The sequence below is a fragment of the Sporichthya brevicatena genome, from assembly GCF_039525035.1.
GTDB lineage: Bacteria > Actinomycetota > Actinomycetes > Sporichthyales > Sporichthyaceae > Sporichthya > Sporichthya brevicatena.
In genome coordinates, this window is record NZ_BAAAHE010000020.1 from 149,317 (window position 1) to 174,854 (window position 25,538).

Here is a 25,538-nt window from a genome sequence, read left to right on the forward strand (position 1 = left end):
GTCACGCGTACTGCTCCCGCAGGGCGTCCCGGTTGACCTTGCCGGTGACGTTGCGTGGCAGGTCGTCGACGACCGCGAGTCGCTTCGGCAGCTTGAACCGCGCGAGGCGGTCGGCGGCGAACGCGGTGAGGTCCTCCAGCGTCGGCTCGGTGCCGGGGACGGCGACGACGACGGCCATCCCGACCTCGCCCCACTTCTCGTCCGGCACTCCGACGACCGCGACGTCCGCGACCGCCGGATGGAGCGTCAGAACGTTCTCGACCTCGGCCGGGTACACGTTCTCGCCGCCGGACTTGTACATCTCCTTCGTCCGCCCGGCGAGAAAGTAGAACCCGTCCGGGTCGCGGCGGGCGGCGTCACCGGTGCGGAACCAGTCGTCGGTGAAGAAGTCCGCCCGGTCCTTGCGCCAGTACCCGACGGTGACGCTCGGCCCGCGCAGCCAGATCTCGCCGACCTCCCCGTCCGGGACGTCGTTGCCCTCGGGGTCGACCAGACGGATCTGCGTGTGCATCGCTCCCCGGCCGGCCGAGCCCGCCTCGGCGAGGTCCTGGTGGTTCACCTCGTGGTCGAGCGCGAACGCCATCGGTCCCATCTCGGTCCCGCCGTACTGCGGCTGCAGCGGCAGGCCGCGACCGGAGTAGGTGCGGAACAGTTCCGGCGTCCCGATCGCGCCGGCAACGATCAGGTGCCGCAGGTGCGACAGGTCCGCTTCCGCGAAGGCGGGCTGGGCCGCGATCGCCCGGTACATCAGGGGGATCGCAGCGAAGTGCGTGACGGGTGGAGAGCTGTCGATCATCGCGGCCAGGATTGCGGCGGGGTCGAAGCGGCGCAAGGTCGTGACCAGGCCACCGAAGTAGAGGATCGGGTTTGCCATCACGTTCAGGCCGCCCGCGTGGAACAGCGGCATCGGGTTCAGGTGATGACAGCCGGGCGCGCTGAACCCCGAGGTGTGGGCGGTGTTCAGCGCCTGCCACACCAGCGTGCCGTGCGTCGAGAGCGCGCCCTTCGGCCGGCCGGTCGTGCCGGAGGTGTAGAGGATGTGGGTCGGGTCGGCGTGGGTCGCGTCGGTGCGGGGGGCCACGGGCTCCCCGGTGGCGAGGTCGCCGTCGGTCTCGGCGACCGGGCCCTCGACCGTCCAGGCCAGCCGGTGCGGGACCTGGGCCTTCTCCGCGACCTGCTCGGCCGCCTCGGCCCAGACGTCGTCGTGCACCAGGACCGCGGGCTCGGCGTCGAGGCAGATCTCGGCGAGCTCGTGGACCGTCAGGCGCCAGTTGAGCGGGACGAACAGCGCGCCGAGCCGCATCGCGGCGAACTGGATCTCGAAGACCCGCGGGTCGTTCTCCGCGAGCAGGGCGACGCGGTCGCCGCGACCCACGCCGCGGGCTCGCAAGGCGCCGGCCGCCCGGGCGACGCGCGTCTCGAGCTCGGCCCAGGTGGTGGTCCACCCGTCCTCACCGCGGCGCAGTGCGGGGGCGTCGGGGCGGTGCTGGGCCGAGTAGGCGACCCAGTCGTGGGCGGCGGGTTCCATCTGACGGCCTCTCAGTCCCAGGGATTCAGTCGGACAGTTTGTCGGCCATGCCCTGCTGGGTGAGGAACTCGCGGTACATCCCGAACGCGGGCTGCATCGCGGGCAGGAGCTTGAGGAGCGTGCCGACCGAGCCGTCGATCTTCACCTTGCGGCGGGCCATCGCCATCGGGATGTTCAGGTCGCCGAGCCAGAACTTGTGCCCGTCGTCGGCGGACATGAACAGCTGGACGTCGACGCGCGCCGCGCGCGCCTCGTCCCCGACCTTCACCTCGGGCGGGTCGACCGAGGCGTCGATGCTGACCGCGGAGTCGGGGTCCGTGTAGTTGGCCCGGAACGACGCGCCGGCCTCGACGAACTTGGGTCGCAGGTCCGGGTGCGTGGTGATGTGGGTGAAGAAGGCGGCGTAGACCTGCTCGGCCTCGTCGGCGGAGTCGAAGACGGGCACGCGCGGAGTCCCTTCGCCGTTGTGGCCTGCACCAAACAGCGTTAGGTTAGTGAGGCCGGAGGGTGAGGCGCAACGGTGCGAGGGAGGCGGGGCGTGCGGGTCTCGATCGACGTCGACCGCTGCCAGGGGCACGGTCGGTGCGAACTGATCGCCCCGGACTACTTCGTCGTCGACGATGCCGGGGTGGGTCAGGTGCTGCGCGACGAGGTTGCCGACGCCGACCGGGCCGACGTCGAGGAGGCGCGGTTCTGCTGTCCGGAGCAGGCGATTGCGGTGGGGGACTGAGGGCGTGTTCGACCATCACACCGAGGACTTCGCCGCGCGCTGGCCGCAGATCTACGCCGACCTGCGGGCCACCTGCCCGGTCGCCCACACCGAGGCGCACGGCGGCTACCACGTCGTCACGCGGTACGCGGACGTCAAGCAGGTCATGTCCGACCCGGACACGTTCGCGTGCGGGCGGGACCTGACGTTCGACTCCGCGGACGGCCCGGTGACCACCGGTGGGGTGACCATCCCGGTCAACCCCGTCCGCATGGGCATGATGGAGACCGACCCGCCGCTGTCGCAGGCGTACCGGCGGCCGCTCGCGAACCTGTTCACCGCGAAGGCGGTCGCGGCCTACGAACCGCGGATGGCGGAGATCGTGACGTGGGTGGTCGACCGCGTCGTCGAGAGAGGCCACCTGGACTTCGTCGACGACCTCGCCAACCCGCTGCCGGCACTGGTCTCCCTCGACTACTTCGGGCTGCCGCTGGAGAAGTGGGACGAGTACGCCACCGCTCTGCACCGGGCGGCGTACCGCGAGAAGGGCTCGGCGCGCGCCGTTCTGGCGCTGGTCGACGACGTGCGCGCGGTGGTGGCCGAGCGCAAGGCGTCCGGGCCCCGCGGCGGTGACGTCCTCGACCGGCTGCTGACCGCGGAGGTGAACGGGGCTCCGCTGCCCGACGAGGACGTCGTCAACCAGGTCTTCATGCTGCTCAACGGCGGCATCGACACCTCGACGGCGCTGATCGCGTCGATGTTCCTGCACCTCGCGCAGCACCCGGACGACCGTGCCGCGCTTGCCGCCGAGCCGTCCCGCATCCCCAACGCGGTCGACGAGATGCTGCGCTACTTCACGCCGGGCCCGGGCGTCGCGCGTACGGTGACGCGGCCCGTCGAGCTCGGCGGCGTGACGCTGCGGCCGGGGGACCGGTTGCTGCTCGCGCTGGGGTCGGCGAACCACGACGAGGACGTCTTCGACGCCCCCGAGTCCGTGCGCCTCGACCGCGAGAACGCCGGCAAGCACCTCGCGTTCGGGCACGGGCTGCACCGCTGCCTCGGCGCGTTCCTCGCCCCGGCCGAGATGCGCCTCCTGCTGGAGGAGGTCCTGCGCCGGCTGCCGGACTACGTCATCGACGAGACCGCCGTCGTGCACTACCCGACGATCCCGCTGATCAACGGCTGGATCGCGATGCCCGCGACCTTCACCCCGGGCCCGCGGGTGCTCGAGGGCTTCGACGCGACCCTGCCGGTGCGCGCCCCCGCGGGGGTCTAGGCGACGGTGCCGTCGGCGACGAGGGCGGCGATCTCGGCCTCGGTGTAACCGGCGTCGGTGAGAGCGGCCGCGGTGTCGGCGCCGCGGACGGCGGGAGAGCCGGGGCGCGCCGGGGTGCGGGAGAGCCGCGGGGCGGGGGCGGCGGAGATCCGGTCGCCGTCGCGGACGACGGTGCCGCGCGCGGCGAGGTGCGGGTCGTCGGGGAGCTCGTCGAGGTCGAGGACGGGGGTGCCGCAGCCGTCGACACCGGCGAACACGGTCTCCCAGTGCGGGCGGGGACGGCCGGCGAACGCCCCGGCCACGCGGGCGCGCAGGGCCGGCCACGTCCTCGGGTTCAGCTGCGTCGAGCGGTCGACGTCGGCGAGGCCGAGGACGTCGAGGAACTGCGCGTAGAACTTCTCCTCGATCGCGCCGACGGCGAACCAGCCACCGTCGGAGCAGGCGTAGACGCCGTAGAACGGTGCGACGCCCGAGAGCAGGTGCCGCCCCCGGCCGGCCCAAACCCCTGCGTTCAGCTCGGCGAGCCACGCGCTGCTCAGCAGCGCGGCGCCGTCGGTGATCGCGGCGTCGACGACCTGTCCGTGGCCGGTGGCGGCACGTTCCAGCAACGCCGTCACGATGCCGAACGCGGTGAGCACCGAGCCGGCGGCGAGGTCGCCGAGCATCGCGAGCGGCGGGACCGGCCGGTCCTCGCCGATCACGCCGAGCGCGCCGGAGATCGCGAGGTAGTTGATGTCGTGCCCGGCGCGGTCGGCGTACGGGCCGTCCTGCCCCCACCCGGTGAGGCGGGCGTAGATCAGCCGCGGGTTGCGGGCGCAGAGCACGTCGGGGCCGAGGCCGCGGCGCTCCATCGTCCCGGGCCGGTTCGACTCGAGCAGGACGTCGGAGCGGTCGGCCAGGCGGCCGATCACCTCGGCGCCGCGGGGGCTGCGCAGGTCGACGACCGCCGAGCGCTTGCCCCGGCTCAGGTGGGCGGACGGGTCGAAGGGCGCGACCGACGGGCGCTCGACGTGCAGCACGTCCGCCCCGAAGTCGGCCAGCAGCATCGAGCAGAACGGCCCGGGGCCGAGCGTCGAGAGGTCGAGGACGCGGACGCCGTGCAGGGGGCGGCCGGTCGGTGCGCGGTCCACGATGCCCCCTCAGAAGGTCGGACCCGGATATTACCAATCAACGTTGGGTATTGGCAGTCCCCGCGGTGTACGGTCGGCGCCATGAGGTCGCTCATCCAGTTCAGCAAGGGCCGGACGAGCAGGCAGGCGCACCGCGACCTGCCCGGGCCGGCACCCGACGGGTCCCCGCTCAAGGACGACGAACTGACGCGGGGTGGGTTCGACGGTCGCGAGGCCGTGCTCTACCGCGCGAACGATCCGACGGTCTTCCGCGCCGAGGGCCGGTTCCGCTCGACGACGGCGCTGCTGAGCGACCTCAAACCCTCGGACCTCACCGACCCGCGGGGACAGGCACAACGCCTGCACTACAACGGCGACGTGACGACCTGGCTCTCGCGCCGATCCGAACCGATGCCGTTCTTCCGGCGCAACGTCGACGGTGACGAGTGCTGGTTCGTCCACCGCGGCACCGGGACCGTCGAGACCGAGTTCGGCCCCCTCACCTACGAGCCGGGCGACTACGTCGTCATCCCGAAGGCGATCACGCACCGCTTCGTCGTCGACCCCGGCGAGACGTACCTGTTCGGCATCGAGACCGTCGGCGAGATGCGCGCGCCCACCTACGTCGGGCTCGGCCGGCACGCGCCCTTCGACCCCGACGTGATCCGCGTGCCGGACCCGCAGCCCGTCGACTCGGCCGCGGCCGCGGCCGAGTACGAGATCGCGGTGAAGTACGACGGCGAGTACTCGGCGATCTTCGTCGACCACCACCCGTGCGACGTCGAGGGCTGGAAGGGCGACTACTTCCCGTTCGCGTTCAACATCCGCGACTGGAACGTCGTCATGAGCGACAGCCTGCACCTGCCGCCGTCGATGCACGTGTTCCTCGTGGCGGAGGGCGTGAACATCATCAACCTGCTGCCGCGGCCGTTCGAGACGGTCGAAGGCGTCGAGCGGATCCCCTGGTACCACCGCAACGCCGACTACGACGAGGTCGCGCTGATCCACGGCGGCAACTCGCTGGGGCGGCCGATGAAGGCGGGCCTGATCAGCCACGACCCCCAGGGCATTCATCACGGCTTCCCGGACCGGGCGCGCATCAAGGCGCGCCGGGAGTGGGACGAGCACGCGCGGATCGAGTGGGAGATCATCATGGTCGAGGCGGCACGGCCGCTGAAGCTGGACCCGGTGCTGCTGGGGTCGCCGGCATGAGCGCTGAACGTGACTGGGCGTCACTCGTGCCGACGTTCGACATGTTCGACCCGGAGCACGAGGAGTGGAAGTACGACGGCTTCGCGTGGGCGCGTGAGCACTGCCCGATCATCCACGGCAGCCCGCCCTCGACCGGTCCGCGCTCGATCGTCACGCGGTACGCCGACGTCCGGCAGATCCTCGAGGACCCCGAGACCTTCTCCTCGGCCGGGTCGCCTCCGGTCCCGGCCCCGATCCGTCTCGGCGCGCTCGACGCGGACCCGCCCGAGCACACGGCGTTCCGGCGCCTGCTCAACCCCGTGTTCACCCGGCAGTTCGCGCTGCAGTTCGAACCGGACATGCGCGCCTACGCGCGTGAACTGATCGACGCGTGGGTCGACCGCGGCGAGGTCGAGATGCTCGGCGAGTTCGCGAGTCCCTACGTCGCGCGCATCCTCGCGCGGATGGTCTTCGACGAGACCGACATGGACAAGATGGAGCGGGCGAAGCAGGTCGTCATCCGCGTCGCGGAGCGTCCCGACGACGAAGGCTTCTTCGACCTCGCGGTGCTCTCCGCGGAGTACCTCGCCGCCGCGATCGACAACCCGCCGGAGCGGGAGGGGATGCTGCGCCAGCTCGTCACCGGCGAGTTCCTCGACGGCAAGCCCATGACGGAGGACCAGGCGATGGGCGCCATCGCCTCGACGTTCCTCGGTGGGCTGGACACGTCCCGCTCGGCGATCGCGGCGATCTGCCTGCTGATCGCGCAGCAGCCTGAGCTCGAGGAGCGGGTCCGCGACCCGCGCTGGATCCGGAACGACATGGACGAGTTCATCCGACTGATCTCGCCGGTCGCGTCGCTGGGCCGGATCGCGACCAGGGACACCGAGGTCGGTGGCTGCCCGGTGAAGCAGGGCGAGCACCTGCTGCTCCGTTTCGACTCCGCGAACCGGGACGAGACCAAGTTCCCGAACGCCGACCAGCTGCAGTTCGAGCCGCCGCGGACCGGGACGGCGGGTTTCGGTCTCGGGATCCATCGGTGCATCGGGATGCACCTCGCCCGGGTGCAGATCGCCGTCGCGATGGAGGAGATCTTCGCCCGCGTCACCAACTTCAAGCTCGCGGTGCCGCCGGAGGAGATCACCTGGGCGCCGGGGATCGCGAACTGCCCGCACGCCGTCCCGCTCCGCTTCGACCGAGTCCTCTGATGGAGCGTCAGGAGTTCGACGCGCTGGTGATCGGCGCGGGCGCCGGGGGGATGGCCGCGGCCGCGCGCCTGCAGCTGCTCGGGTACCGGACGCTGCTGGTCGAGCGGTGCGACCGCGTCGGGGGCCGGGCGTCGACGGTCGAGATCGACGGGTTCCGTGTGAACACCGGCGCGCTCGTGACCGAGACCGGCGGGGAGAACGGGCGGCTGTTCGCCGACCTCGGCGTCGACCCGGGGCTGCGCATGCCGCGGCGGCCCGTCGTCCTGCGGCTGGGAAGGCGGGACGTCCCGCTGATGAGCGGACCGACCGGCTTCGTCGCGCAGCGGCTGCTGTCGGCGGTGGGCGCGATCTCGCGTCGGACCGGGAAGCGCCCCGCGCCCGGCCCGACGCTCGCCGACTGGCTCGACAAGCGCAACGCCAAGCCCGCGCTGCGGAGCCTGGCCCGCAACCTCACCTCCGCGCTGTACGCCGCCGAGCCTGCGGACGTCGAGCTCGTGCTGTTCTGGGACTACCTGACCAAGCCCGGCGGCATGTCGCCGTACGCGATCCACCCCGAGGGCGCGATCGGCCCGTGGCGGGTCGTCGCCGACGACTTCGTCCGCCGCGGCGGGACGCTGTGGCTGAGCAGCGACGTGCAGGGTCTGACCTTCGTCGGCGGACGGGTGAGCGGGGCGACCGTCCGGCGCGGGGGCGAGGTCGTCGAGGTCGACGTCCGCGCGGTCGTGAGCAACGCGGGGCCGCTGCAGACCGCCGAGCTGTGCCCGCCGGACGCCCTGCCCGCCGGCTACCTCGAACGGCTGCGGACGTGGTCGAGGACCGGCGCGCTGATCACGATCAACTTCGCGAGCCGCCGCCGGCTGGGCCCGATCGACGGGCTGTTCTTCTTCTCGACCACGCGTCGGCTCGCCTACGCGTGCGAGGTGACCGGCACGTGCCCCGAGATGGCCCCGCCGGGCTGGCATCTCTACCTCGGCGCCTGCGCCCCGAGCCCCGCGACGGGGGAGTTCGACCTCGACGCCGAACTCGCCCTCCTCCGCGCCGACCTCCGCGAGCACTTCCCCGGCTTCGACGACGCCCGCGAACTCTCCGTCGAGGTCTGCGCCGGGACGGACTGGCCCGCCCAGCGCGCCGTCCCGGGAAAGGACGAGCCGCAGTCGACCCCGATCCCGAACCTCTGGAACGTCGGCGACGGTGCCCGCCCCTGGGCCGGCGCCGGCCAGAGCGGCTGCGTCGAGTCCGCCCGCCTCGCCGTCGAGTCCCTCGCCCGAGTGGTCGCGCTTCACTCGCCGCAGCCAGGCCTTACTCGCCAGGTCGAGCGAGTGAGCCCTGGCGCCGGCGAGTGAAGCGCGTCTTTCAGAAGTACCAGGGGAACGGGGACCAGTCGGGGTCGCGCTTCTCGAGGAAGGCGTCGCGGCCCTCGACCGCTTCGTCGGTCATGTAGGCGAGGCGGGTGGTCTCGCCGGCGAAGAGCTGCTGGCCGACGAGGCCGTCGTCGATCAGGTTGAACGAGTACTTCAGCATCCGCTGGGCGGTCGGGCTCTTGCCGTTGATGATACGGGCCCAGCGCAGCGCCTCGGCCTCGAGCTCGGCGTGGGGGACGACGCGGTTGACCGCGCCCATCCGATAGGCGTCCTCGGCGGAGTACTCCTGGCCGAGGAAGAAGATCTCGCGGGCGAACTTCTGCCCGACCTGGCGGGCGAGGTACGCGGAGCCGAAGCCACCGTCGAAGGAACCGACGTCGGCGTCGGTCTGCTTGAACCGCGCGTGCTCGGCGGACGCGAGAGCGAGGTCGGCGACGACGTAGAGCGAGTGCCCGCCGCCCGCGGCCCAGCCCGGGATCGCGGCGATCACGATCTTGGGCATGAAGCGGATCAGCCGCTGCACCTCGAGGATGTGCAACCGCCCCGCGCGGGCCGGGTCGACGGTGTCGGCGGTCTCGCCGGACGCGTACTGGTAGCCCGTGCGCCCACGGATCCGCTGGTCGCCGCCGGAGCAGAACGACCACACGCCGTCCTTCGGCGAGGGCCCGTTGCCGGTGAGGATCACGCACCCGACGTCGGAGGTCATCCGCGCGTGGTCGAGCGCCTGGTACAGCTCGTCGACGGTCCCCGGGCGGAACGCGTTGCGCACCTCGGGGCGGTTGAACGCGATCCGCACCGCCCCCGTGTCCACCGCGCGGTGGTAGGTGATGTCGGTGAAGTCGAACCCGTCGACCTGCTTCCACGCGCTGGCGTCAAAGATCTCGCTGACCATCGCGCCACCGTACTGACCCCGGCGGGGCGACCTCCTCGGTGCCTCCGCCTACTCTCGGCGCGTGGCTGACCTGCACCGCTACCGCAGCTCGGACGAGGACAGCGCACGCTGGGCGCAGGTGCGGCTCCGGCCGGGCGACGTCGTCGTCTCCACGCGGTCGAAACACGGGACGACGTGGATGCAGACGCTCGTCGCGATGCTGATCCACGGCCCGGATCTCCCGGCGCCGCTGGCCGAGCTCTCGCCCTGGGTCGACTTCCTGATGGAGCCGATCGACGTCGTCACCGCGCGGCTCGACGCCCAGGACCACCGGCGCGTGCTGAAGACCCACACGCCGCTCGATGGTGTGCCGCGCATCGACGGTGTGCACTACGCCGTCGTCGCCCGCCACCCGCTCGACGCCGCGGTCTCGCTGTGGCACCAGGGCGCAAACCTCGACCGGGCCCGCATGGCCGAGCTCTCGGGCAGCCCGGCGGCCCGCGGCCGGCGTCCCCCGCTGGAGGACTGGCTCCGTCGGTGGATCGCCGCCGACGCCGATCCGCGCACGAACCTCGAGTCGCTGCCCGGCGTGATCAGACATCTGACGCTCGCCTGGTCGCGCAGGCACGACCCGGACCTCGTCCTGGTGCGCTACGACGACCTGCGCGCCGACCTGCCGGGTGAGCTCGCTCGCCTCGCCGACCGCCTCGGGTTGTCCGTGCGGCCGGGAGTTGCCGAGGCGGCGGGCTTCGAGCAGATGCGGGCGAACGCCGACCGCCTGGCGCCGGATCAGGGCGGCATCCTGCTCGACCGCACCGCGTTCTTCCGCTCCGGCCGGTCCGGCGACGGCGCACGCCTGCTGACGTCCGAGGAGTACGCCGGCTACCGGCGACGGGTGGCGGTCCTGGCGGGAGAGGCCGGGCCCGAGTTCCTCGCCTGGCTCCACCCCGGAGAATGAGGCAAGGCACCAAACGTCCGAAGGAGTGGTCGCCATAGCAGCCACATCGTCGGACGTCCGGGTGTACGCGATCGGGCTGCGGACGCGGTTCCGGGGAATCGACGTCCGCGAAGGGGTGCTGATCGAGGGCCCGAACGGGTGGGGGGAGTTCGCCCCGTTCGCGGAGTACGGCCCCGAGGAGTGCCGCCCCTGGCTGCGCGCGGCCCAGGAGGCGGCGTTCGGCACCTGGCCCGCCCCGGTGCGGGACCGCATCCCGGTCAACGTCACCGTCCCCGCCTGCGACCCGGCGCGCGCGTTCGAGATCGTCGCCGCCTCGGGCTGCCGCACCGCCAAGGTCAAGGTCGCCGAGCGGGGGCAGAGCCTGGCCGACGACCTCGCACGGGTGGAGGCCGTTCGGGACGCGCTCGGCCCGGCGGGCCGGATCCGGGTGGACGCCAACGGCGGCTGGGACACCGACGAAGCCGTGGCCGCGATCGCGCTCCTGCACCGGTTCGAGCTCGAGTACGTGGAACAGCCGTGCGCGACCGTCCCCGAGCTCGCCGCGGTCCGTCGCCGGGTCGACGTCCCGGTCGCCGCCGACGAGTCGATCCGCCGGGCCGAGGACCCGCTCCTGGTCGCGAAGGCGGGGGCCGCGGACATCGCGGTCGTCAAGGTTGCCCCGCTCGGCGGGGTGCGGGCCGCGCTCGAGATCGTCGACGCGATCGGGCTCCCCGCGGTCGTCTCCTCGGCGATCGACACCTCCGTCGGCATCGCGGCCGGGGTCGCCCTCGCCGCCGCACTGCCGGAGTTGCCCTACGCCTGCGGGCTCGCCACCGTCGCGCTGCTCCACGACGACGTCGTGGCCGACCCCTTCCTCCCGATCGACGGTCATCTGACGGTGCGTCGGCCGACGCCCGATCCCGCCCGCCTCGACGCCGTCGCGGCCTCGCCGGAGACCGCCGCGCGCTGGCACGAGAGAATCGCCGCCGTGGAGCGGGTGGAGCAGAACCGGTGAACCCGTCGACCGCCCTCGCCCGGGTCCTGGCCGACGAGCTCGCCCGCTGCGGCGTGACCGACGCCGTGATCGCGCCCGGCTCCCGCTCGGGCCCGCTCGCGCTGGCGCTGCTGAACCAGACTGGCCTGCGCGTTCACGTCCGGATCGACGAGCGGTCGGCGTCCTTCCTCGCCCTCGGTCTTGCGGCGGCGAGCGGACGTCCCGTGCCGCTGGTCTGCACCTCCGGCACCGCGGCCGCGGCCTTCCACCCCGCGGTCGTCGAGGCCGACGCCGCCGGGGTCGGCCTCCTCGTCCTCACCGCCGACCGGCCGCCGGAGCTGCGCGGCACCGGTGCCAGCCAGACCATCGACCAGATCGGCCTCTACGGCGGCGCCGTCCGCCTGTTCACCGAGGTCGGGGTCCCCGAACCGGTGCCCGGCCAGGTCGCGTACTGGCGCTCGCTCGTCGGCCGCGCCGTCGCGGCGGCGGCCGACGGCCCGGTGCACCTCAACGTCCCGCTCCGCGAGCCGCTGACGCCGGACGGCACCGAGGACTGGCCGGAGCCCCTCGACGGTCGCGCCGGTGGGGGTCCCTGGGTGACCGTCACCCCGCCGACGCCGGGCCCGCGCCCCGACCTCGCCGCGATCCTCGGCACCGATGTGCCCGAGCGGGGTGCGGTTGTCGTCGGCGCCGGTGCGGTCGACCCCGCCGCGGCGGTCGCGCTCGCGAAGGCCTGCGGCTGGCCCGTCTTCTCCGAGCCGACGGGCAACGCCCGCTTCGGCCCCAACGCGGTCGCCGCCTACCCGCTGGTGCTGGCCGACCCCGAGTTCGCGCGGCTGCGCCCCGACCTGGTCGTCACGGTCGGGCGCCCCGGTCTCACCCGCTCGCTGATGGGGTGGATCCGCGGGGCGGCGCGCCAGGTCGTCGTCGACCCCGCCGCCCGGTGGGCCGACCCGACCCGCACCGCCGAGTTCGTCCTCCCCGCCGTGCCCACGGCCCGACGCACCCCCGGCGGCTGGCTCGCCCGCTGGCAGGAGGCCGGCGCCGCCGCCGGCGCGGCCGTGGAGGGCGTCCTGGAGGACGCCGGCGAGCTCACCGAGCCCGGCGTCGCCCGGACCCTCGGCCGCGTGCTCCCCGCCGACGCCCTGCTCGTCACCGGCCCAAGCCGGTCGGTGCGCGACCTCGAGCTGTGCCTGCCCGCCCGCGCCGACCTGCGGGTTCTCGGCAACCGCGGGGTCAACGGGATCGACGGCGTCGTCTCGACCGCGGTCGGTGCCGCCCTGGCTCACCGGGCCGCGGGCGGGGGCCCGGCCGCCGCCCTGATGGGCGACCTCACCTATCTCTACGACCGCAACGGGCTGGTCCTCGGGCCGGAGGAGCCCCGGCCGGACCTCACGGTGGTCGTCGTCGACAACGACGGGGGCGGGATCTTCTCGATGCTCCCGCAGGCCGGGATCGCCGGGTTCGAGCGTGTGTTCGGAACCCCGCACTCGCTGGACCTGGTCGCCGACGCCGCCGCGGCCGGCGTCCCGGCGACCACCGCGACCACGCCGGCCGAGCTCGAGGCGGCGCTGGAACCCGGGGAGGGGCTGCGCCTCGTCCGTGTCCGGACCGATCGGGACGCCACCGCCGAGCTGCACCGACGGCTCCAGAAGGCGGTCTCCGCGGCCCTGCGCTGATCCCGGGCCGGGACTGTGCCCGAGTCACAACAAGTCGCGGGCAGTTCGTGAGCTGCGCCTAGTGGCCCGCGTCACAGCCTGTCCTAGCGTGGGGCGCACTGTTGATCCGTTTTGCTCACGTACGTCCCGGGAGTGCGCGCATGGGATTCAAGGAACCTGATTTCCCGCCGGTCGACCCAGAGACCTTCCTGCAGAAGCCGCTCATGGAGCGGACGAAGACGCTGGCTCTGCACTGGTGCGAGTACGGCTTCGGGACGCCGAAGATGGTGCACACCATCTACATCTTCAAGCTGCTGTTCTTCTACATCGGCATCGGCGTCACCCTGGCCGTCCTGACCTCGGACATCGGGATGAAGCCCTGGGAGGTCGACCAGTGGTGGGACCAGCCGATCGTCTTCCAGAAGCTCGTCATGTGGACGATGCTGCTGGAGGCCATCGGGGTCGCCGGGTCGTGGGGTCCGCTCTCGGGCACCTTCAAGCCGATGACGGCGGGCATCCGGTTCTGGGCGAAGGTCGGCACCCTGCGGGTACGCCCGTGGAAGCGCGTCCCCTTCACCGCGGGTGACTCCCGGACGATCGTCGACGTCGTCCTCTACCTGGCCTTCCTCGCGAGCCTGCTGGTCGCGATCTGCTCGCCCGAGGACGGCGGGCTGGTCAACGAGGCGCTGCTGATCCCGCCGCTGGTCCTGATCGGCCTGATCGGTCTGCGGGACACGGTGGTGTTCCTCGCCGCGCGCACCGAGCAGTACGCGCCCTGGATCTTCTTCTTCGCGCTGTTCGACTTCGTCGACATGATCGTCGCGGTCAAGATCGCGATCTGCATCATCTGGATCGGTGCCGGCATCTCCAAGTTCGGTCACCACTTCGGCTGTGTCGTCGCGCCGATGATGTCCAACTCGCCGGCGCTGCCGTCGAAGAAGATCAAGCGGATGATGTACCGGGACTTCCCGACGGACATCCGCCCGGGCAAGATCTCGAACTTCCTGGCGCACGGTGGTGGCACGGCCGTGGAGCTCGCGCTCCCGCTGATCCTGCTGTTCTCGACCAACCGTGAGCTCACCATCGCGACGGTCGTCGGCATGGTGATCTTTCACCTGTTCATCGTCTCCGCGTTCCCGCTCGCGGTTCCGCTGGAGTGGAACATCATGTTCGCCTACGCCACGGTGTTCCTCTTCGCCGGTTACCCGGCGCAGGACGGCTTCGGTGTCGGCGACATCAACGGTGGCCTGTTGCTCCTGGTCCTCGTCATGGGCCTGACGTTCCCGATCCTCGGCAACCTCCGCCCCGACCTGGTCTCGTTCCTGCCCTCGATGCGGCAGTACGCGGGCAACTGGGCCTCGGCGCAGTGGGCGTTCAAGTCCCGTGAGGTCGAGGCCAAGCTGAACAAGCTCACGCCCCGCCCGCACCTCAACCAGATCGACCAGTTGACCCAGGGCATGGGCTACCCGGACGCGATCGCCGAGATCACCATGCAGCAGACGATCGGCTGGCGGACGATGCACAGCCAGGCCCGTGGCCTGTACTCGCTGTTCATGCACCACGTGCCCGACCTCGACACCTGGACGGTCCGCGAGGCCGAGTTCGCGTGCAACTCGATCGTCGGCTTCAACTTCGGTGACGGCCACTTCCACGACGAGCGTCTGCTGACCGCGATCCAGAAGCGGGTCCAGTTCGAGCCGGGCGAGTTCATCGTGGTCTGGGTCGAGTCGCAGCCGATCCACAAGCCGACGCAGACCTACAAGGTCATCGACGTCGGTCTGCTCGACACCCCCGAGGGTGGAATTCTCGAGCGCGGCTGGTGGAGCGTTCCGGAGGCCGTCAACGAGCAGCCGTGGCTGCCCAACGGCCCGATCACGCTCAACGTCACCTGGACGAAGGAAGGCTACGTCCGCCCGGGCAACTACCGGGTCCCGGACTCGATCCGCAACGGCGTCCCGAAGTCCACGGGTCAGCCGGCCGAGCAGCCTGCTTGAGCAGCGCGCATTGAGTACCGCCGTCGTGGTGGGGGCTGGCCCGAACGGGCTCGCCGCCGCCGCGGTCCTGGCTCAGGCCGGGGTCGACGTGACAGTGCTGGAGGCCACCGCCGAGATCGGCGGTGGCACCCGCACGTCCGAGGCCATCGTGCCCGGCCTGCTCGTCGACCACTGCTCGGCCGTCCACCCGATCGCGGTGGGATCGACGGTTCTGCACGAGTTGGAACTGGAGAAGCGCGGCCTGAGTTGGCGGTGGCCGGAGATCGACTGCGCCCACCCGCTCGACGACGGCCGCGCGGCGCTGCTGCACCGTTCGGTGACCGAGACCGCCGCCGGTCTCGGCGCGGACGGCAAGCGCTGGCGCACGCTGTTCGAGCGGACGTCGGAGGGCTACGACGCCCTCGCCGAGGACATCCTGCAACCGCTGATCCGGTTCCCCTCCCATCCGATCCGGCTCGCGCGGTTCGGGATCCCGACGGCCCTCCCCGCCGCGGTGCTGGCGCGGGGGTTCTCGACCGACGAGGCGCGGGCGCTGTGGGGCGGGGTCGCCGCGCACGCCATCCGCCCGCTGAACCGGCCGTTCACCTCGGCGATCGGTCTGGGAATCCTGACGGCGGGTCACAAGTACGGCTGGGCGGTCGCCGCCGGTGGCTCGCGGGCGATCACCGATGCGCTCGCGAGCGTCGTGACCGACCACGGGGGGCGCATCGAGGTGAACGTCCACGTCCGGGCCGCGGCCGACCTGCCGCCCGCCGACGTGGTCCTGTTCGACGTCGCGCCCGGCGCCCTCGCCGACATCCTGGGCGACCGCCTCCCCGGCGGGGTGGCCCGTGCCTACCGGCGCTTTCAACACGGACCGGGGGCGTTCAAGGTGGACTTCGCCGTCGAGGGCGGGGTCCCGTGGAAGCACGAGGCGATCGGCCGCGCCGGCACCGTCCACCTCGGCGGGACGTTCGCCGAGATCGCGGCCAACGAGAAGACCGTCCACGCCGGGCGGATGCCCGAGCGGCCGTTCGTCCTCGTCGCGCAGCAGCACGTCGCCGACCCGAGTCGATGCGCCGGCAGCGTGACGCCGTTGTGGACCTACGCTCACGTGCCCCACGGCTGGACCGGCGACGCCACCGAGGCGATCACCGCACAGATCGAGCGCTTCGCCCCGGGATTTCGGGACCGCATCGTCGGCACCGCGGTGCGTACCCCCACCGAGTTCGCCCGGTACAACCCGAACTTCGTCGGCGGCGACATCGTCACCGGCGCGAAGAGCACGCCCCAGTTGCTTCTCGGCCCGCGGCTGACCCCGCACCCGTACGACACCGGCGTCCCCGGCATGTACCTGTGCTCGGCCGCCACCCCACCCGGCCCCGGTGCCCACGGCATGTGCGGGGCCCTGGCCGCCCAGCGGGCGTTGAGGTATCTCGGGCAGGGTTGACCCATGAGCGGAACGGGTTCGGCCAACACCTCGTACTTCATGAACGCCCAGACCGCGGACCGGTTCGGGCAGGCCCAGCCGCACGACGAGGGGATGCACCGGGCGGCGCGGGAGGAGAACGACCACCCCGCGCTGGTGGAGACCGTGTTCGCGGGCTTCAACGTGCCCGAGGCCGACATCCACTGCCTGAACTACATCTGGCTGCATCCGAACCTGCGGCTGATGAGCGGTGGCGCCTGGTGCTGGCGCGGGTTCGTCGGCTCGCAGCTCGAGGCCGACCTGTTCGACATGCGCGACTTCGTGCCCGACACCGCGATCACCGACGACGGCGGCGACCTCACCGATGTCACGCTGCCGAACGGCTACCGCTACCAGGTGGTCGAGCCCCTGCAGTCGATCCGGATGACCTACGACGACCCGGCTCGCGGGAACGGCTTCGACGTCACGCAGACGGCGATCATGCCGCCCGCGATGCTGCCGTCGAACCGGCACTTCGACCAGGTGATGCGCTCGACCGGGACGCTGCGCCTGCGGGGCGAGGAGTTCGAGGTGAACTCCTACGCCGTCCGTGACCGCTCGTGGGGTGAGGCGCGCACCGAGGACCCGGCGGGAGCGTCGGCGATCCACTGGCTGGTGGCCGTGTTCGGGGACGACTATGCCGTGCACGTGACGGGCCTTCAGGACCCGACGACGGCGCACTGGCGGGACGACTTCCCCGAGGACCCGGCCCGCGCGGCCGCGATGAACCGGGGTTGGGTCTGGCGGGACGGGCAGCTGCTCACCGTCACCGAGGCGCGGATCGAGACCGAGTGGGACACCGCCCACCGGCGGCAGGCCGCGCACCGCGTCGTGGCGGTCGACGAGACCGGCGCCGAGCACGTCCTGCACGGACAGCTCCGGGCGGCGGCACCGTGGCACACCTGGTCCAACGTGCACATGAGCATCGGCCTCGCCCGTTGGGAGAGCGCCGGCCGGACCGGGTACGGCGACAGCCAGGTCGCGATGTGGACCGACTTCGTCCGCGCCGCCTTGCGGCGGGGCTGACTCACACGCCGTACAGCAGCACCGCGCCGAGGTGGTCGAGAAGTTCGTCGGTGGTCGGCCGGTCCGGTGGGAGCAGCCAGTCGTCGAGGAGGACGAACGAGAGCACCAGCCCGAAGGTGGCGCGCACGTTGCCGTCGGTGCCGAGCGGGTTCACGGGTCGGTCGAACCGGCGCGACTGCGGCTCGACGATCTCCGCCAGCTTCGTGATGACGGTGTTGAACCGGTCGTAGAACAGCGCGCGGGTCTCCTCGTCGAGCTGGTCCTCGACGGCGAGGAACATGCGCAGCGTCCGGCGGTGGGAGCCGAGCTGGGCCAGGAGTTCGGAGAGGAACAGCCGCATGAGCTGCTCGACCTCGAACGGCTGGGAGACGGTGCGGGCGATCATGCCCGGGAACGCCTCCAGAACGTCCGCGAACGGCGCGACGACCGCCTCGGCGAACAGCCCGGACTTCGACCCGAAATGCCGGTACAGCACCGACTCGCTCACCCCGGCCGCCCGCGCGAGATCGCGGCTGGTCGCGGCCGCGTAGCCCTTCTCGGCGAACACCGTCTCGGCCGCCCGCAGCAGCTCCCGCCGCACCTCCACGGACGAACGGCGCGCGGCGGGCGTGGGCATGGGAGGCATCGTACGGCGTAAGTAGTGCCGGGCCCGACATGAGGAGCGTCTTGCTCTAGATAAGTAGCGTTGCTACTTTCAGTCCACCCACGACTGCCGGGAGGGCTGCATGCCGCGCGCGACCCGTTCGATCCGCCGGATCGGTGCCGCACTCGTCGCGGTCGGCCTGCTGACGGGGTGCGGGACGCGCATCGCCGAGGACCGGATCGAGCGGGCGTCCGGCCTGGGCGGGCAAGCGGTCGCGGCCGCGCCGAGTGCCGGCTCGGTGTCGGAAGCGGCCGTGTCCGCGCCGACCGCGGACCTTGCGGCGCCGGGAGGCACGACTCCGGTGACGGTGGATCAGAACGGGACGGGGTCCGCTCCGGCCCGGTCCGTCGACCGCGCCTCGACAGCTCCGGTCAGGAGCGGAGCGGAGCCCGGTCGTCCGGCCGCGCCGGGCGGCTGCACCAAGCCGCTGGCGCCGGTGGTCCTCGGGCAGACCGCGCCCGCGAGCGGCATCATCGGTGCCGCGACCGCGAACGTCCGGTCCGGCCTGGTGCTGTGGGCCCGGGACGTGAACGCCCGCGGCGGACTCGCGTGCCACCCGGTGCAGCTGCACCAGATGGACGACGCCGCCGACCCCGTTCGCGTCACGAGCAACCTCACGACCCTGGTGAAGGACAAGGGTGCGGTCGCCATCGTGGCGGCGTACGTCCCGACGACGTTCTCGGCCGCCCGTCAGTTCGCGGAGCGGACCCGGATTCCTTTCATCGGCGGGGATCTGATCGAGCCGGGCTGGTTCGCGAGCCCCTACCTGTTCCCGCAGGGCGGGACGCCGTTCGCGGCGTACGCCGGAGCGATCAAGGAGGCGGCCGCGGCGACGGGTGGGTCGAAGGTCGGGCTGCTCTACTGCGTCGAAGCCGGCGCATGCGGCCAGATCAACGAGAACTTCGAGCCGATGGTGAAGGCCGCCGGGCTGGAGTTCACCCTGCGGAAGGTCACCTCGATCACGGCGCCCGACTACACCGCCGAGTGCCAGGCGATGAAGAGTGCGGGCGTCGAGGTGCTGTTTATGGCCATGGAGGGCGCGTCCGACAGCCGCGCCGCCCGGTCGTGCCGCGCCCTGGGTTACGAGCCGGCTGTCGCCGTCGGGGCCATCTCGGTGAGCGAGGCCGTGTCGAGCGACCCGAACCTGCGCGCGATGGGGCTCTACCTCGGCACCGGCAACGCGCCGTTCACCGCCAGCGACTCCGCCGGGGTCCGCGCGTTCCGCGCCGCCTACGACACCTACGCGCCCGGGTCCTCGATCGACCAGAACACCATCTACGGCTGGGCCGCGGGCAAGCTGCTCGAGGCCGCGATCGCGAAGGTGTCGACGAAGGCGGGTGCCGGGGAGATCACGACCGCCCTGATCCTCGACGGACTCGGCCAGATCGCCGACGAGAAGCTGGACGGCCTCGCCCCCGGCATCACGTTCGTGCGGGGCGCGCCGCCGAAGCTCAGCGACTGCTACTACAGCCTGACCATCACTGACCGCGGGTACGGCTCACCCCGCGGCAGCAAGGTCACCTGCCTCCGCGGCCTGCCGAAGGGGTTCTGACCCGTGCACTGGAGATGACATCTCCAGTGCAGGGGCGGGCGTCAGTGGCCGACGTCGACGCCGACGTACTCGGCGAAGACGTCGGCTCCGTCGAGTTCGGAGGGTTGGCCGACGAAGGCGATTTCGCCTTTGTTGAGCAGGTAGACGTAGTCGGCGACCTCGAGGGCGCGGGTGACGTACTGCTCGACGAGCAGGAGCGAGGAGCGTTGGTCGCGCAGGAGGGCGAGGAATTCGAAGATCTCGTCGACGATCTTGGGGGCCAGGCCCATGGAGACTTCGTCGAGCAGGGCGACCTTGGGGTTCTGGACGTAGGTGCGGGCCAGGGCGACCATCTGTTGTTCGCCGCCGGACATCGTGCCGCAGGCCTGGTTCAGCCGTTCGCCGAGGCGGGGGAAGGCGGAGCAGGCCTTCTCGATGGACTCGGTTTCTTTGCCGGCGGGGGATTGGAGGACCAGGTTCTCCCGGACGGTGAGGGTGGGGAAGATGCCGCGGCCTTCGGGGACGTGGCAGATGCCGCGCTTGACGAGCTGGTGGGGGGCTTTGCGGGTGACGTCCTCGCCGTCCAGGACCAGTTGTCCTTCGGTGGCGTGGATGAGCCCGGACGCGACGCGGAGCAGGGTGGTCTTGCCGGCGCCGTTCGCGCCGAGCAGCGCCACGACCGATCCGGGCGGGACGACGAGGTCGACCCCGCGCAGGACGGTGGTGCCGGCGTAGCCGGCGTGGACACCGCGCAGCTCGAACATGTCAGACCTCCGCCGGGTCGAAGTTGACGTCGAGGGACTCCTCGACGGCCTCACTGCCGAGATACGCCGCCCGGACCAGGTCCGAGGTTCCGACCTCCCGGGCCGTTCCCTCGAAGATCGGTTTGCCGAAGTCCAGGACGTGGATGTAGTCGCAGGTGGACATGACCAGCGACATGTCGTGCTCGACGATCAGGATCCCCACCCCGCGATCGGCGACCAGCGAGCGCAGGATTTCGCCGAACCGCTTGGTCTCGGTCTTGTCCAGGCCGGAGGACGGCTCGTCGAGCAGCATGACCTGGAAGCCGCCGGCCATGCAGCGGGCGAGTTCGACCAGACGCCGCTGACCGGTCGACAGGTCCGCGGGCCGACGGTCGATCAGGTTCGTGATGCCGCACGCCTCGATCGCCTCGTCGACGGCGGCGGCGACGACACCGGCGTCCGAGCGCCGACCCAGGATGTGCCGCCACGGCTTCGACCCGGCGAGCCCGGCCTCCCGGCCGAGCGAGACGTTGTCCCGCACCGTGAGCGAGTCGAACAGTTCCATCCGCTGGAACGTGCGCCCCAGGCCCTTCTGCGCGCGGTGGTGCGGGGTCGAACCGGTGACGTCCTCCCCGAAGAGATGGACGGTTCCCGAGGTCGGCCGGAGCAGGCCGGTGCAGGCGTTGAAGGTCGTCGTCTTGCCGGCACCGTTCGGTCCGATCAGGCCCGTGATCCGGCCCTTCGGGGCGTCCAGGCTGATCCGGTCCACCGCCAGGTGACCGCCGTAGCGGACCGACACCTCACGCACCGCAAGACCGTCGACGACGTCCTGACCAGCCACTTCGCCTCCAGAACCTACAGGGTCTAGACAAATGGACCATGCATCTGAACACTGTGTCCAGACAAGACGGCCAAGCTAGCACAGATGTGATTGAACCCACACGAAACGTCTGTATAGTACCTGCTGGCTACATGGAGTCCAGACACTCAATCCAGTCTCGAGATCGAATCCAGATCCATCGCTGATGTCGGCGAAGGGAGGCGGCGAATGCCGCGCACACGAGGGCTCGCGAGGAACACGTCCTGGCTGATGCCCGGGCTCGTCGGCGTCGCTCTGGTCGGAGCGTCCACGCTGGCGTGGACTCCGGCCGCGGACGCGGACGTCGAGTCCTTCTACAACGCGAGCGCCCGATCGGTCGTGGTCGATGCGTACTTCACGAACTCGACCATCCCGGGCGGCGTCCGCCCCGAGGGCGGTGGGCCGCAGACCGACGTCGCGCAGTCCTCGCTCGACAAGGGCGACGCGAACGCGTCGTTCCCGTACTTCGGTGACTACGTGCCGACCGCGCCCGGTGTGGTGTCGGGTCTGTTCGGTATCCCGGTGCCGCCGTACCCGTTGACGGCGTCCTCGACGTTCGGCAGCGCGCCTGCGCGGGTGAACTACCCGGGCATCGAACTCTCGGCGACGAGCCGTTCGACCTCGACGGTCGCGGACGCGATCGCCGGCTCGGCCGGATCTGGCGCGGTGTCACATTCCGAGGTGGACGAGAGCCCGGACGGCAACGTGGTCGCGAACGCGACCGCGTCCTCGCCGCTGACGGTGCTCGGTCCGCTGGTGAGCCTGAAGGGCTTCGACTCGGCGGTCTCGGTGGTCGCGGACGCGAACGGCACGCTGACCCGGACCTCCAACTTCACGATCGACGAGATCTCGATCCCCGGCCTGGTGCTGCGGATCCCGGAGCAGACGCCGAGTTCGTACCCGATCCCGTTCCCGGTGCCGATCCCCGGCGTTCCGGCTCCGGAGCCGATCCCGGCTCCGCCGCTGCCGATCCCGAACGGGGGTGCGACGCTGGTCGAGCCGAAGATCGGGTTCATCAACGGCTACTTCGTCGTCACCCAGCCCTTCGAGGGTGAGACGCAGAAGTACGCCGTTCCGGCCGACGCCGTGGTCGACGCGTTCAAGGCTCAGGGTGTGACGCTGGCCTACACCGCGCCGCGTGAGCTCAAGGACGGCATCACCGGTGGGGTGTTCACCGTGAACTACACGTTCCCGGCGCCGCCGGAGAACCCCTTCTACCAGGGCGAGACCCCGGCGACGTTCATCGTCGGTGCGACCGCCGCGATGGTGCAGCGGGCCCCCGAGACCGCGGGCGGTCCCGAGGGTGGCCTGGGTGCCGTCCCGGCCGTCGACGCGGCCGGTGCCGGCTCCGGCGGTCTGCCGCTGGCACCCGCCCCGGCCACCGACCTCGCGGGCATCGGAGCGCTGCCCGCCACCCCGGCCGGGGGAGTCCCCACGGTCGACTTCGCGCCCCAGGCCGGAGCCGGTGACGCCGCGTCAGGCGTCGGCGCGGCCCTGATGTCGGCGGGGTTGCCCGCCTTCCTGTCCAGCGACTTCTCGGCCATTTATCTGGCCCTGGTCGGTCTCACGCTGCTCGGTCTGCTGGCCGCAGCGTTCCTCGGTGCAAAGGGAGTGTCGGCGCGATGGAATTCCTGAACCTGGTTCGGTCCCAGTGGGACCGCACGATCGCGATCGCGTGCGCGCTGGCCGGCGCGGTGTCCCTGTTGATCGGGTGGATCGGCACGTCGGGGACCGAGCATGTGGCCGAGCAGTTGCCCTACATCGTCTCGGCTGGTCTGACCGGGGTGTTCCTGCTCGGGGTCGCGGCGGTGCTGTGGATCACCGCGGACCTGCGGGACGAGTGGCGTGAGCTGCGCCGGGTCGGGAATCTGCTCGAGCGCGAACTCGGTGTTCGGGAGCTGGAAGCGCGTGGTGCGGGCGCCCATGTCCGCAGTTGAGACCTCCGGGACGACTGCGGTGAACACCGGTGCCGTGAACGCGGACGACACCGAAGCCATCGAGGTCGACCGCCCGGCCACCGCCGGGCCCTCGAGCCCGCGCCGCCGGCGGCGCTATCTGCGCGAGCCGGTGCCGTGGCGCCGGTCGGACCTGACCCGGGCGGTGGTGCTCGCGGTGCTCGGTGCGGCGATCGGGGTGTGGTCCTGGATCGGTGTGAGTGGCGAGGTTCGCCTGCGGGAGCAGGAGGTGTGGGTCGTGGTGGCGTGCTTCGGTGCGGCGGTGGCCGCCTGCGGCGCGGTCTACTTCCTGACCGTCGCCTCCCGTGAGGTCCGCCTCGGTCAGCGGCAGCTGATGTTCGACCTCGCCGACGTGATGGGCTGGTCGGTGACGGTCACCAAGCGCGGCCGGCTGCAGCTGCACGCCGCCGACGAGCCCGAGGGGACCACGACCGAGTCGGCGGCCGAGGAGTCGCTCGCGCTGGTGGTCGGCCCGGGCATGACGATCGTCCACCGCACGCACTGCCCGATCGCCCGCGGCAAGGCCGTGACGGAGATCAGCGCCGCGGACGCGGTCGCGCGTGGATTCGGTGAGTGCGGGGTCTGCCGGAGCAGCCTCGCCGGTGAGCTGCACGGGGAGGTGCCGGTCGCATGAACGAGTACCTGCCTTATCTGATTTTCGGTGTGGTCACGGGTTCGGTGTACGGCATCTGCGCCATGGGTCTGGTGCTGACGTACAAGACCTCGGGCGTGTTCAACTTCGGTCACGGCGCGGTCTGCGCGCTCTCGGCCTACGCCTTCTTCGACCTGCGACAGCAGCAGGGCATGGCGTGGCCGGTGGCGGCGTTCGTGGTGGTGTTCGTGATCGGCCCGCTGGTGGGTCTGGTGATGGAGCGCCTGGCCGCGGGTCTGGCGCCGGTCTCCACGGCCTACAAGATCGTGGGCACGGTCGGTCTGCTGGTGTTCATCCAGGCGCTCATCGTCCTGCGTTACACCGGTCAGGGTCGCCGGTTCGACTACTTCCTCCCGCAGGACGAGGCGTTCTCGATCTCCGGCGTGGGTGTGACGGTGGATCAGTGCATCACCGTCGGCATCGGCGCCGCGGCCGCGATCGGGTTGTTCGCCTTCTTCCGCTACACCCGCCTCGGGACCGCGATCCGCGGTGTGGTCGATGACCCGCAGCTGCTCGACATGACCGGGGAGTCCCCGACCCGGGTCCGCCGCACGGCGTGGGTGATCGGCTCGATCTTCGCCTCCGCGTCCGGGATCCTGTTCGCCTCCACCCAGCAGCAGGTCGACGTCAACGTCCTCGCGGTCCTGATCGTGCAGGCCTTCGGCGCCGCCACGATCGCGCTGTTCCGCAACCTGCCGATGTGCTTCGTCGGTGGTGTCATCGTGGCACTGGCCCAGAAGCTGGTGTCCAAGGACCTGTCGACCTCCTCCGAGCAGCTCGCCGGTCTGGACCTCACGGTGCCGTTCATCGTGCTGTTCATCGGTCTGCTGGTCATCCCGCGCCGGCACCTGGTCGAGGTCGGCCGCCAGGTCAAACCACGCGCCGCCAAGGAGAGCCGGCTCTCGCCGCGCGACCGGCGGATCATCCTCGGCCTCGTGCTGGCCGCGGCGCTGACCGTCCCGGCGTTCTCGGGCACGCACCAGATCGCCTGGAACGTCGCGCTGACCCAGGTCGGGCTGTTCATGTCCCTGCACCTGCTGGTGCGCATCTCCGGGCAGATCTCCCTCGGCCAGATCGGCTTCGCCGCGATCGGGGCCTCGACCTTCGCCCACATGCTCGGCCGGGGCATGCCCTGGCCGGCGGCGCTGCTGATCGCCGGGCTGATCTGCGTGCCGGTCTCCCTGATCATCGCGGTCCCGGCGATCCGCCTGTCCGGGCTCTACCTCGGCCTCGCGACCCTGGGCTTCGGCATCGTGCTCAACCAGTTCTTCTACGCCAAGGACTACATGTTCGGGTTCGGCTCGGTCGACACCGAACGGCCCACCTTCTGGGACATGGACACCTCCGAGTCGCACTACTACTACCTGCTGCTCGCCATCGCGGTCGCCTGCGTCGGGTTGGTGCTCTGGATCGAGCGCTCCCGCCTGGGCCGGCTCCTGCGCGGCATGGCCGATGCCCCGGTCGCGCTGTCCACCCTCGGTCTGGCGGTCAACATCTCCCGCACGATCGTGTTCTGCATCGCCGGCTTCCTGGCCGGCATCTCCGGCGCCCTGTACGCCTCGATGTTCGGCTCGGTCAGCGCGGAGAGCTACTTCTTCGTCCAGTCGCTGATCGTGCTCGCGGTGCTCGCGATCTCCGGCCGCCGCACGGTGGCGGCCGCGATCGTCGCGCCGATCCTGCTCTACGTCGTGCCGAACTACATCACCAACGAGGACTTCTTCCAGTGCCTCCAGATGTTCTTCGGCCTCGCCGCGATCGCCGCCGCCATCGGTTCTCAGGGCGCGTTCGACCGCTGGTACGCCGCCACCGCGGCACGTCACTCCTCCCGTCGCACCGGCCCGGCCTC

23 protein-coding genes are annotated in these 25,538 nt (G+C 71.4%); 16 read left to right on the plus strand and 7 right to left on the minus strand.

Annotated elements, in window-relative coordinates; genetic code table 11:
- Nucleotide 1: 1 nt before the first annotated feature.
- Together ABD401_RS13425 and ABD401_RS13430 are read right to left on the minus strand one after the other, a co-directional pair.
- Nucleotides 2-1,528, minus strand: coding sequence for an AMP-binding protein (locus ABD401_RS13425; protein WP_344605480.1), 1,527 nt, complete (start codon nucleotides 1,526-1,528; stop codon nucleotides 2-4).
- 25 nt (nucleotides 1,529-1,553) lie between these two features.
- Nucleotides 1,554-1,973, minus strand: a complete 420-nt coding sequence (locus ABD401_RS13430; RefSeq protein ID WP_344605482.1) for an SCP2 sterol-binding domain-containing protein — start codon at nucleotides 1,971-1,973, stop codon at nucleotides 1,554-1,556.
- A 93-nt stretch (nucleotides 1,974-2,066) separates the two neighbouring features.
- Here ABD401_RS13430 and ABD401_RS13435 point away from each other — a divergent pair, with 93 nt between their 5' ends.
- Both ABD401_RS13435 and ABD401_RS13440 read left to right on the plus strand, forming a co-directional pair.
- A complete protein-coding gene (locus ABD401_RS13435; protein WP_344605484.1) occupies nucleotides 2,067-2,258 on the plus strand; it encodes a ferredoxin in 192 nt (63 codons plus the stop codon).
- 4 nt (nucleotides 2,259-2,262) lie between these two features.
- The gene (locus ABD401_RS13440; protein ID WP_344605486.1) at nucleotides 2,263-3,513 is read left to right on the plus strand and encodes a cytochrome P450; all 1,251 of its coding nucleotides are present in this window, start codon (nucleotides 2,263-2,265) and stop codon (nucleotides 3,511-3,513) included.
- On the opposite strand, the gene ABD401_RS13445 is transcribed toward ABD401_RS13440, so the two are convergent.
- Nucleotides 3,510-4,643 carry a CaiB/BaiF CoA transferase family protein gene (locus ABD401_RS13445; protein WP_344605488.1) on the minus strand — a complete coding sequence of 378 codons (1,134 nt, stop codon included), beginning with the start codon at nucleotides 4,641-4,643 and terminating at the stop codon, nucleotides 3,510-3,512. The genes ABD401_RS13440 and ABD401_RS13445 overlap by 4 nt on opposite strands.
- 81 nt (nucleotides 4,644-4,724) lie before the next feature.
- Here ABD401_RS13445 and ABD401_RS13450 point away from each other — a divergent pair, with 81 nt between their 5' ends.
- Genes ABD401_RS13450 through ABD401_RS13460 form a run of 3 tightly spaced genes read left to right on the plus strand, consistent with a single transcriptional unit; the run spans nucleotide 4,725 to nucleotide 8,364 of the window.
- Nucleotides 4,725-5,834 (plus strand): homogentisate 1,2-dioxygenase, encoded by a 1,110-nt coding sequence (locus tag ABD401_RS13450; protein WP_344605490.1) that lies wholly within the window; start codon nucleotides 4,725-4,727, stop codon nucleotides 5,832-5,834.
- Nucleotides 5,831-7,021, plus strand: coding sequence for a cytochrome P450 (locus ABD401_RS13455; RefSeq protein ID WP_344605492.1), 1,191 nt, complete (start codon nucleotides 5,831-5,833; stop codon nucleotides 7,019-7,021). Before ABD401_RS13450 ends, ABD401_RS13455 begins: the two co-directional genes overlap by 4 nt.
- Nucleotides 7,021-8,364, plus strand: coding sequence for a phytoene desaturase family protein (locus tag ABD401_RS13460; protein WP_344605493.1), 1,344 nt, complete (start codon nucleotides 7,021-7,023; stop codon nucleotides 8,362-8,364). Before ABD401_RS13455 ends, ABD401_RS13460 begins: the two co-directional genes overlap by 1 nt.
- Before the next feature lie 10 nt (nucleotides 8,365-8,374).
- Here ABD401_RS13460 and ABD401_RS13465 read toward each other — a convergent pair whose 3' ends face one another.
- A complete protein-coding gene (locus ABD401_RS13465) occupies nucleotides 8,375-9,274 on the minus strand; it encodes a 1,4-dihydroxy-2-naphthoyl-CoA synthase (protein ID WP_344605495.1) in 900 nt (299 codons plus the stop codon).
- A 61-nt stretch (nucleotides 9,275-9,335) separates the two neighbouring features.
- Here ABD401_RS13465 and ABD401_RS13470 point away from each other — a divergent pair, with 61 nt between their 5' ends.
- The 6 genes from ABD401_RS13470 to ABD401_RS13495 all read left to right on the plus strand — a co-directional run bounded on the left by ABD401_RS13470 (nucleotide 9,336) and on the right by ABD401_RS13495 (nucleotide 17,309).
- Nucleotides 9,336-10,211: a sulfotransferase domain-containing protein gene (locus ABD401_RS13470; RefSeq protein WP_344605497.1), complete on the plus strand. Its 876-nt coding sequence runs from the start codon at nucleotides 9,336-9,338 to the stop codon at nucleotides 10,209-10,211.
- 34 nt (nucleotides 10,212-10,245) lie between these two features.
- Nucleotides 10,246-11,205: an o-succinylbenzoate synthase gene (locus ABD401_RS13475; protein ID WP_344605541.1), complete on the plus strand. Its 960-nt coding sequence runs from the start codon at nucleotides 10,246-10,248 to the stop codon at nucleotides 11,203-11,205.
- The gene (gene menD / locus ABD401_RS13480; RefSeq protein WP_344605499.1) at nucleotides 11,202-12,863 is read left to right on the plus strand and encodes a 2-succinyl-5-enolpyruvyl-6-hydroxy-3-cyclohexene-1-carboxylic-acid synthase; all 1,662 of its coding nucleotides are present in this window, start codon (nucleotides 11,202-11,204) and stop codon (nucleotides 12,861-12,863) included. The genes ABD401_RS13475 and menD overlap by 4 nt, the downstream gene beginning before the upstream one ends.
- 140 nt (nucleotides 12,864-13,003) lie before the next feature.
- Nucleotides 13,004-14,836 carry a DUF3556 domain-containing protein gene (locus ABD401_RS13485; RefSeq protein WP_344605501.1) on the plus strand — a complete coding sequence of 611 codons (1,833 nt, stop codon included), beginning with the start codon at nucleotides 13,004-13,006 and terminating at the stop codon, nucleotides 14,834-14,836.
- Nucleotides 14,837-14,846: 10 nt separating this feature from the next.
- A complete protein-coding gene (locus ABD401_RS13490) occupies nucleotides 14,847-16,265 on the plus strand; it encodes a phytoene desaturase family protein (RefSeq protein ID WP_344605503.1) in 1,419 nt (472 codons plus the stop codon).
- 3 nt (nucleotides 16,266-16,268) lie between these two features.
- Complete coding sequence (locus ABD401_RS13495) at nucleotides 16,269-17,309, plus strand: DUF7064 domain-containing protein (protein ID WP_344605505.1); 1,041 nt, start codon at nucleotides 16,269-16,271, stop codon at nucleotides 17,307-17,309.
- A gap of 1 nt (nucleotide 17,310) precedes the next feature.
- Here the strand turns inward: ABD401_RS13495 and ABD401_RS13500 are convergent, their stop codons facing one another.
- A complete protein-coding gene (locus tag ABD401_RS13500; protein ID WP_344605507.1) occupies nucleotides 17,311-17,925 on the minus strand; it encodes a TetR/AcrR family transcriptional regulator in 615 nt (204 codons plus the stop codon).
- Nucleotides 17,926-18,034: 109 nt separating this feature from the next.
- On the opposite strand from ABD401_RS13500, the gene ABD401_RS13505 reads away from it, so the two are divergent.
- Entirely contained in the window at nucleotides 18,035-19,504 is a 1,470-nt protein-coding gene (locus ABD401_RS13505) for an ABC transporter substrate-binding protein (protein ID WP_344605509.1), read from the plus strand.
- A gap of 41 nt (nucleotides 19,505-19,545) precedes the next feature.
- Here ABD401_RS13505 and ABD401_RS13510 read toward each other — a convergent pair whose 3' ends face one another.
- Together ABD401_RS13510 and ABD401_RS13515 are read right to left on the minus strand one after the other, a co-directional pair.
- Nucleotides 19,546-20,247: an ABC transporter ATP-binding protein gene (locus tag ABD401_RS13510; RefSeq protein ID WP_344605511.1), complete on the minus strand. Its 702-nt coding sequence runs from the start codon at nucleotides 20,245-20,247 to the stop codon at nucleotides 19,546-19,548.
- 1 nt (nucleotide 20,248) lies between these two features.
- Nucleotides 20,249-21,067 (minus strand): ABC transporter ATP-binding protein, encoded by an 819-nt coding sequence (locus ABD401_RS13515; protein WP_344605513.1) that lies wholly within the window; start codon nucleotides 21,065-21,067, stop codon nucleotides 20,249-20,251.
- Between the two features lie 207 nt (nucleotides 21,068-21,274).
- Here ABD401_RS13515 and ABD401_RS13520 point away from each other — a divergent pair, with 207 nt between their 5' ends.
- The 4 genes from ABD401_RS13520 to ABD401_RS13535 all read left to right on the plus strand — a co-directional run.
- Nucleotides 21,275-22,720: a hypothetical protein gene (locus ABD401_RS13520; protein ID WP_344605515.1), complete on the plus strand. Its 1,446-nt coding sequence runs from the start codon at nucleotides 21,275-21,277 to the stop codon at nucleotides 22,718-22,720.
- On the plus strand, nucleotides 22,708-23,022 hold the full coding sequence (locus tag ABD401_RS13525; protein ID WP_344605517.1) for a hypothetical protein: 315 nt from the start codon (nucleotides 22,708-22,710) through the stop codon (nucleotides 23,020-23,022). The genes ABD401_RS13520 and ABD401_RS13525 overlap by 13 nt, the downstream gene beginning before the upstream one ends.
- Nucleotides 23,009-23,674, plus strand: a complete 666-nt coding sequence (locus ABD401_RS13530; protein ID WP_344605519.1) for a hypothetical protein — start codon at nucleotides 23,009-23,011, stop codon at nucleotides 23,672-23,674. The genes ABD401_RS13525 and ABD401_RS13530 overlap by 14 nt, the downstream gene beginning before the upstream one ends.
- Nucleotides 23,671-25,538: branched-chain amino acid ABC transporter permease (locus ABD401_RS13535; protein ID WP_344605521.1), on the plus strand; the 1,868-nt coding region annotated here is incomplete at its 3' end. The genes ABD401_RS13530 and ABD401_RS13535, both read left to right, overlap by 4 nt.

What these genes read in the sequence shown, in the direction of transcription:
- ABD401_RS13425 (WP_344605480.1), bottom strand. Translation starts at nt 1,528, where the DNA reads ATGGAACCCGCCGCCCACGACTGGGTCGCCTACTCGGCCCAGCACCGC.
- ABD401_RS13450 (WP_344605490.1), top strand. Translation starts at nt 4,725, where the DNA reads ATGAGGTCGCTCATCCAGTTCAGCAAGGGCCGGACGAGCAGGCAGGCG.
- ABD401_RS13455 (WP_344605492.1), top strand. Translation starts at nt 5,831, where the DNA reads ATGAGCGCTGAACGTGACTGGGCGTCACTCGTGCCGACGTTCGACATG.
- ABD401_RS13460 (WP_344605493.1), top strand. Translation starts at nt 7,021, where the DNA reads ATGGAGCGTCAGGAGTTCGACGCGCTGGTGATCGGCGCGGGCGCCGGG.
- ABD401_RS13465 (WP_344605495.1), bottom strand. Translation starts at nt 9,274, where the DNA reads ATGGTCAGCGAGATCTTTGACGCCAGCGCGTGGAAGCAGGTCGACGGG.
- ABD401_RS13485 (WP_344605501.1), top strand. Translation starts at nt 13,004, where the DNA reads ATGGGATTCAAGGAACCTGATTTCCCGCCGGTCGACCCAGAGACCTTC.
- ABD401_RS13495 (WP_344605505.1), top strand. Translation starts at nt 16,269, where the DNA reads ATGAGCGGAACGGGTTCGGCCAACACCTCGTACTTCATGAACGCCCAG.
- ABD401_RS13500 (WP_344605507.1), bottom strand. Translation starts at nt 17,925, where the DNA reads ATGCCCACGCCCGCCGCGCGCCGTTCGTCCGTGGAGGTGCGGCGGGAG.
- ABD401_RS13505 (WP_344605509.1), top strand. Translation starts at nt 18,035, where the DNA reads ATGCCGCGCGCGACCCGTTCGATCCGCCGGATCGGTGCCGCACTCGTC.
- ABD401_RS13510 (WP_344605511.1), bottom strand. Translation starts at nt 20,247, where the DNA reads ATGTTCGAGCTGCGCGGTGTCCACGCCGGCTACGCCGGCACCACCGTC.
- ABD401_RS13520 (WP_344605515.1), top strand. Translation starts at nt 21,275, where the DNA reads ATGCCGCGCACACGAGGGCTCGCGAGGAACACGTCCTGGCTGATGCCC.
- ABD401_RS13525 (WP_344605517.1), top strand. Translation starts at nt 22,708, where the DNA reads ATGGAATTCCTGAACCTGGTTCGGTCCCAGTGGGACCGCACGATCGCG.
- ABD401_RS13530 (WP_344605519.1), top strand. Translation starts at nt 23,009, where the DNA reads ATGTCCGCAGTTGAGACCTCCGGGACGACTGCGGTGAACACCGGTGCC.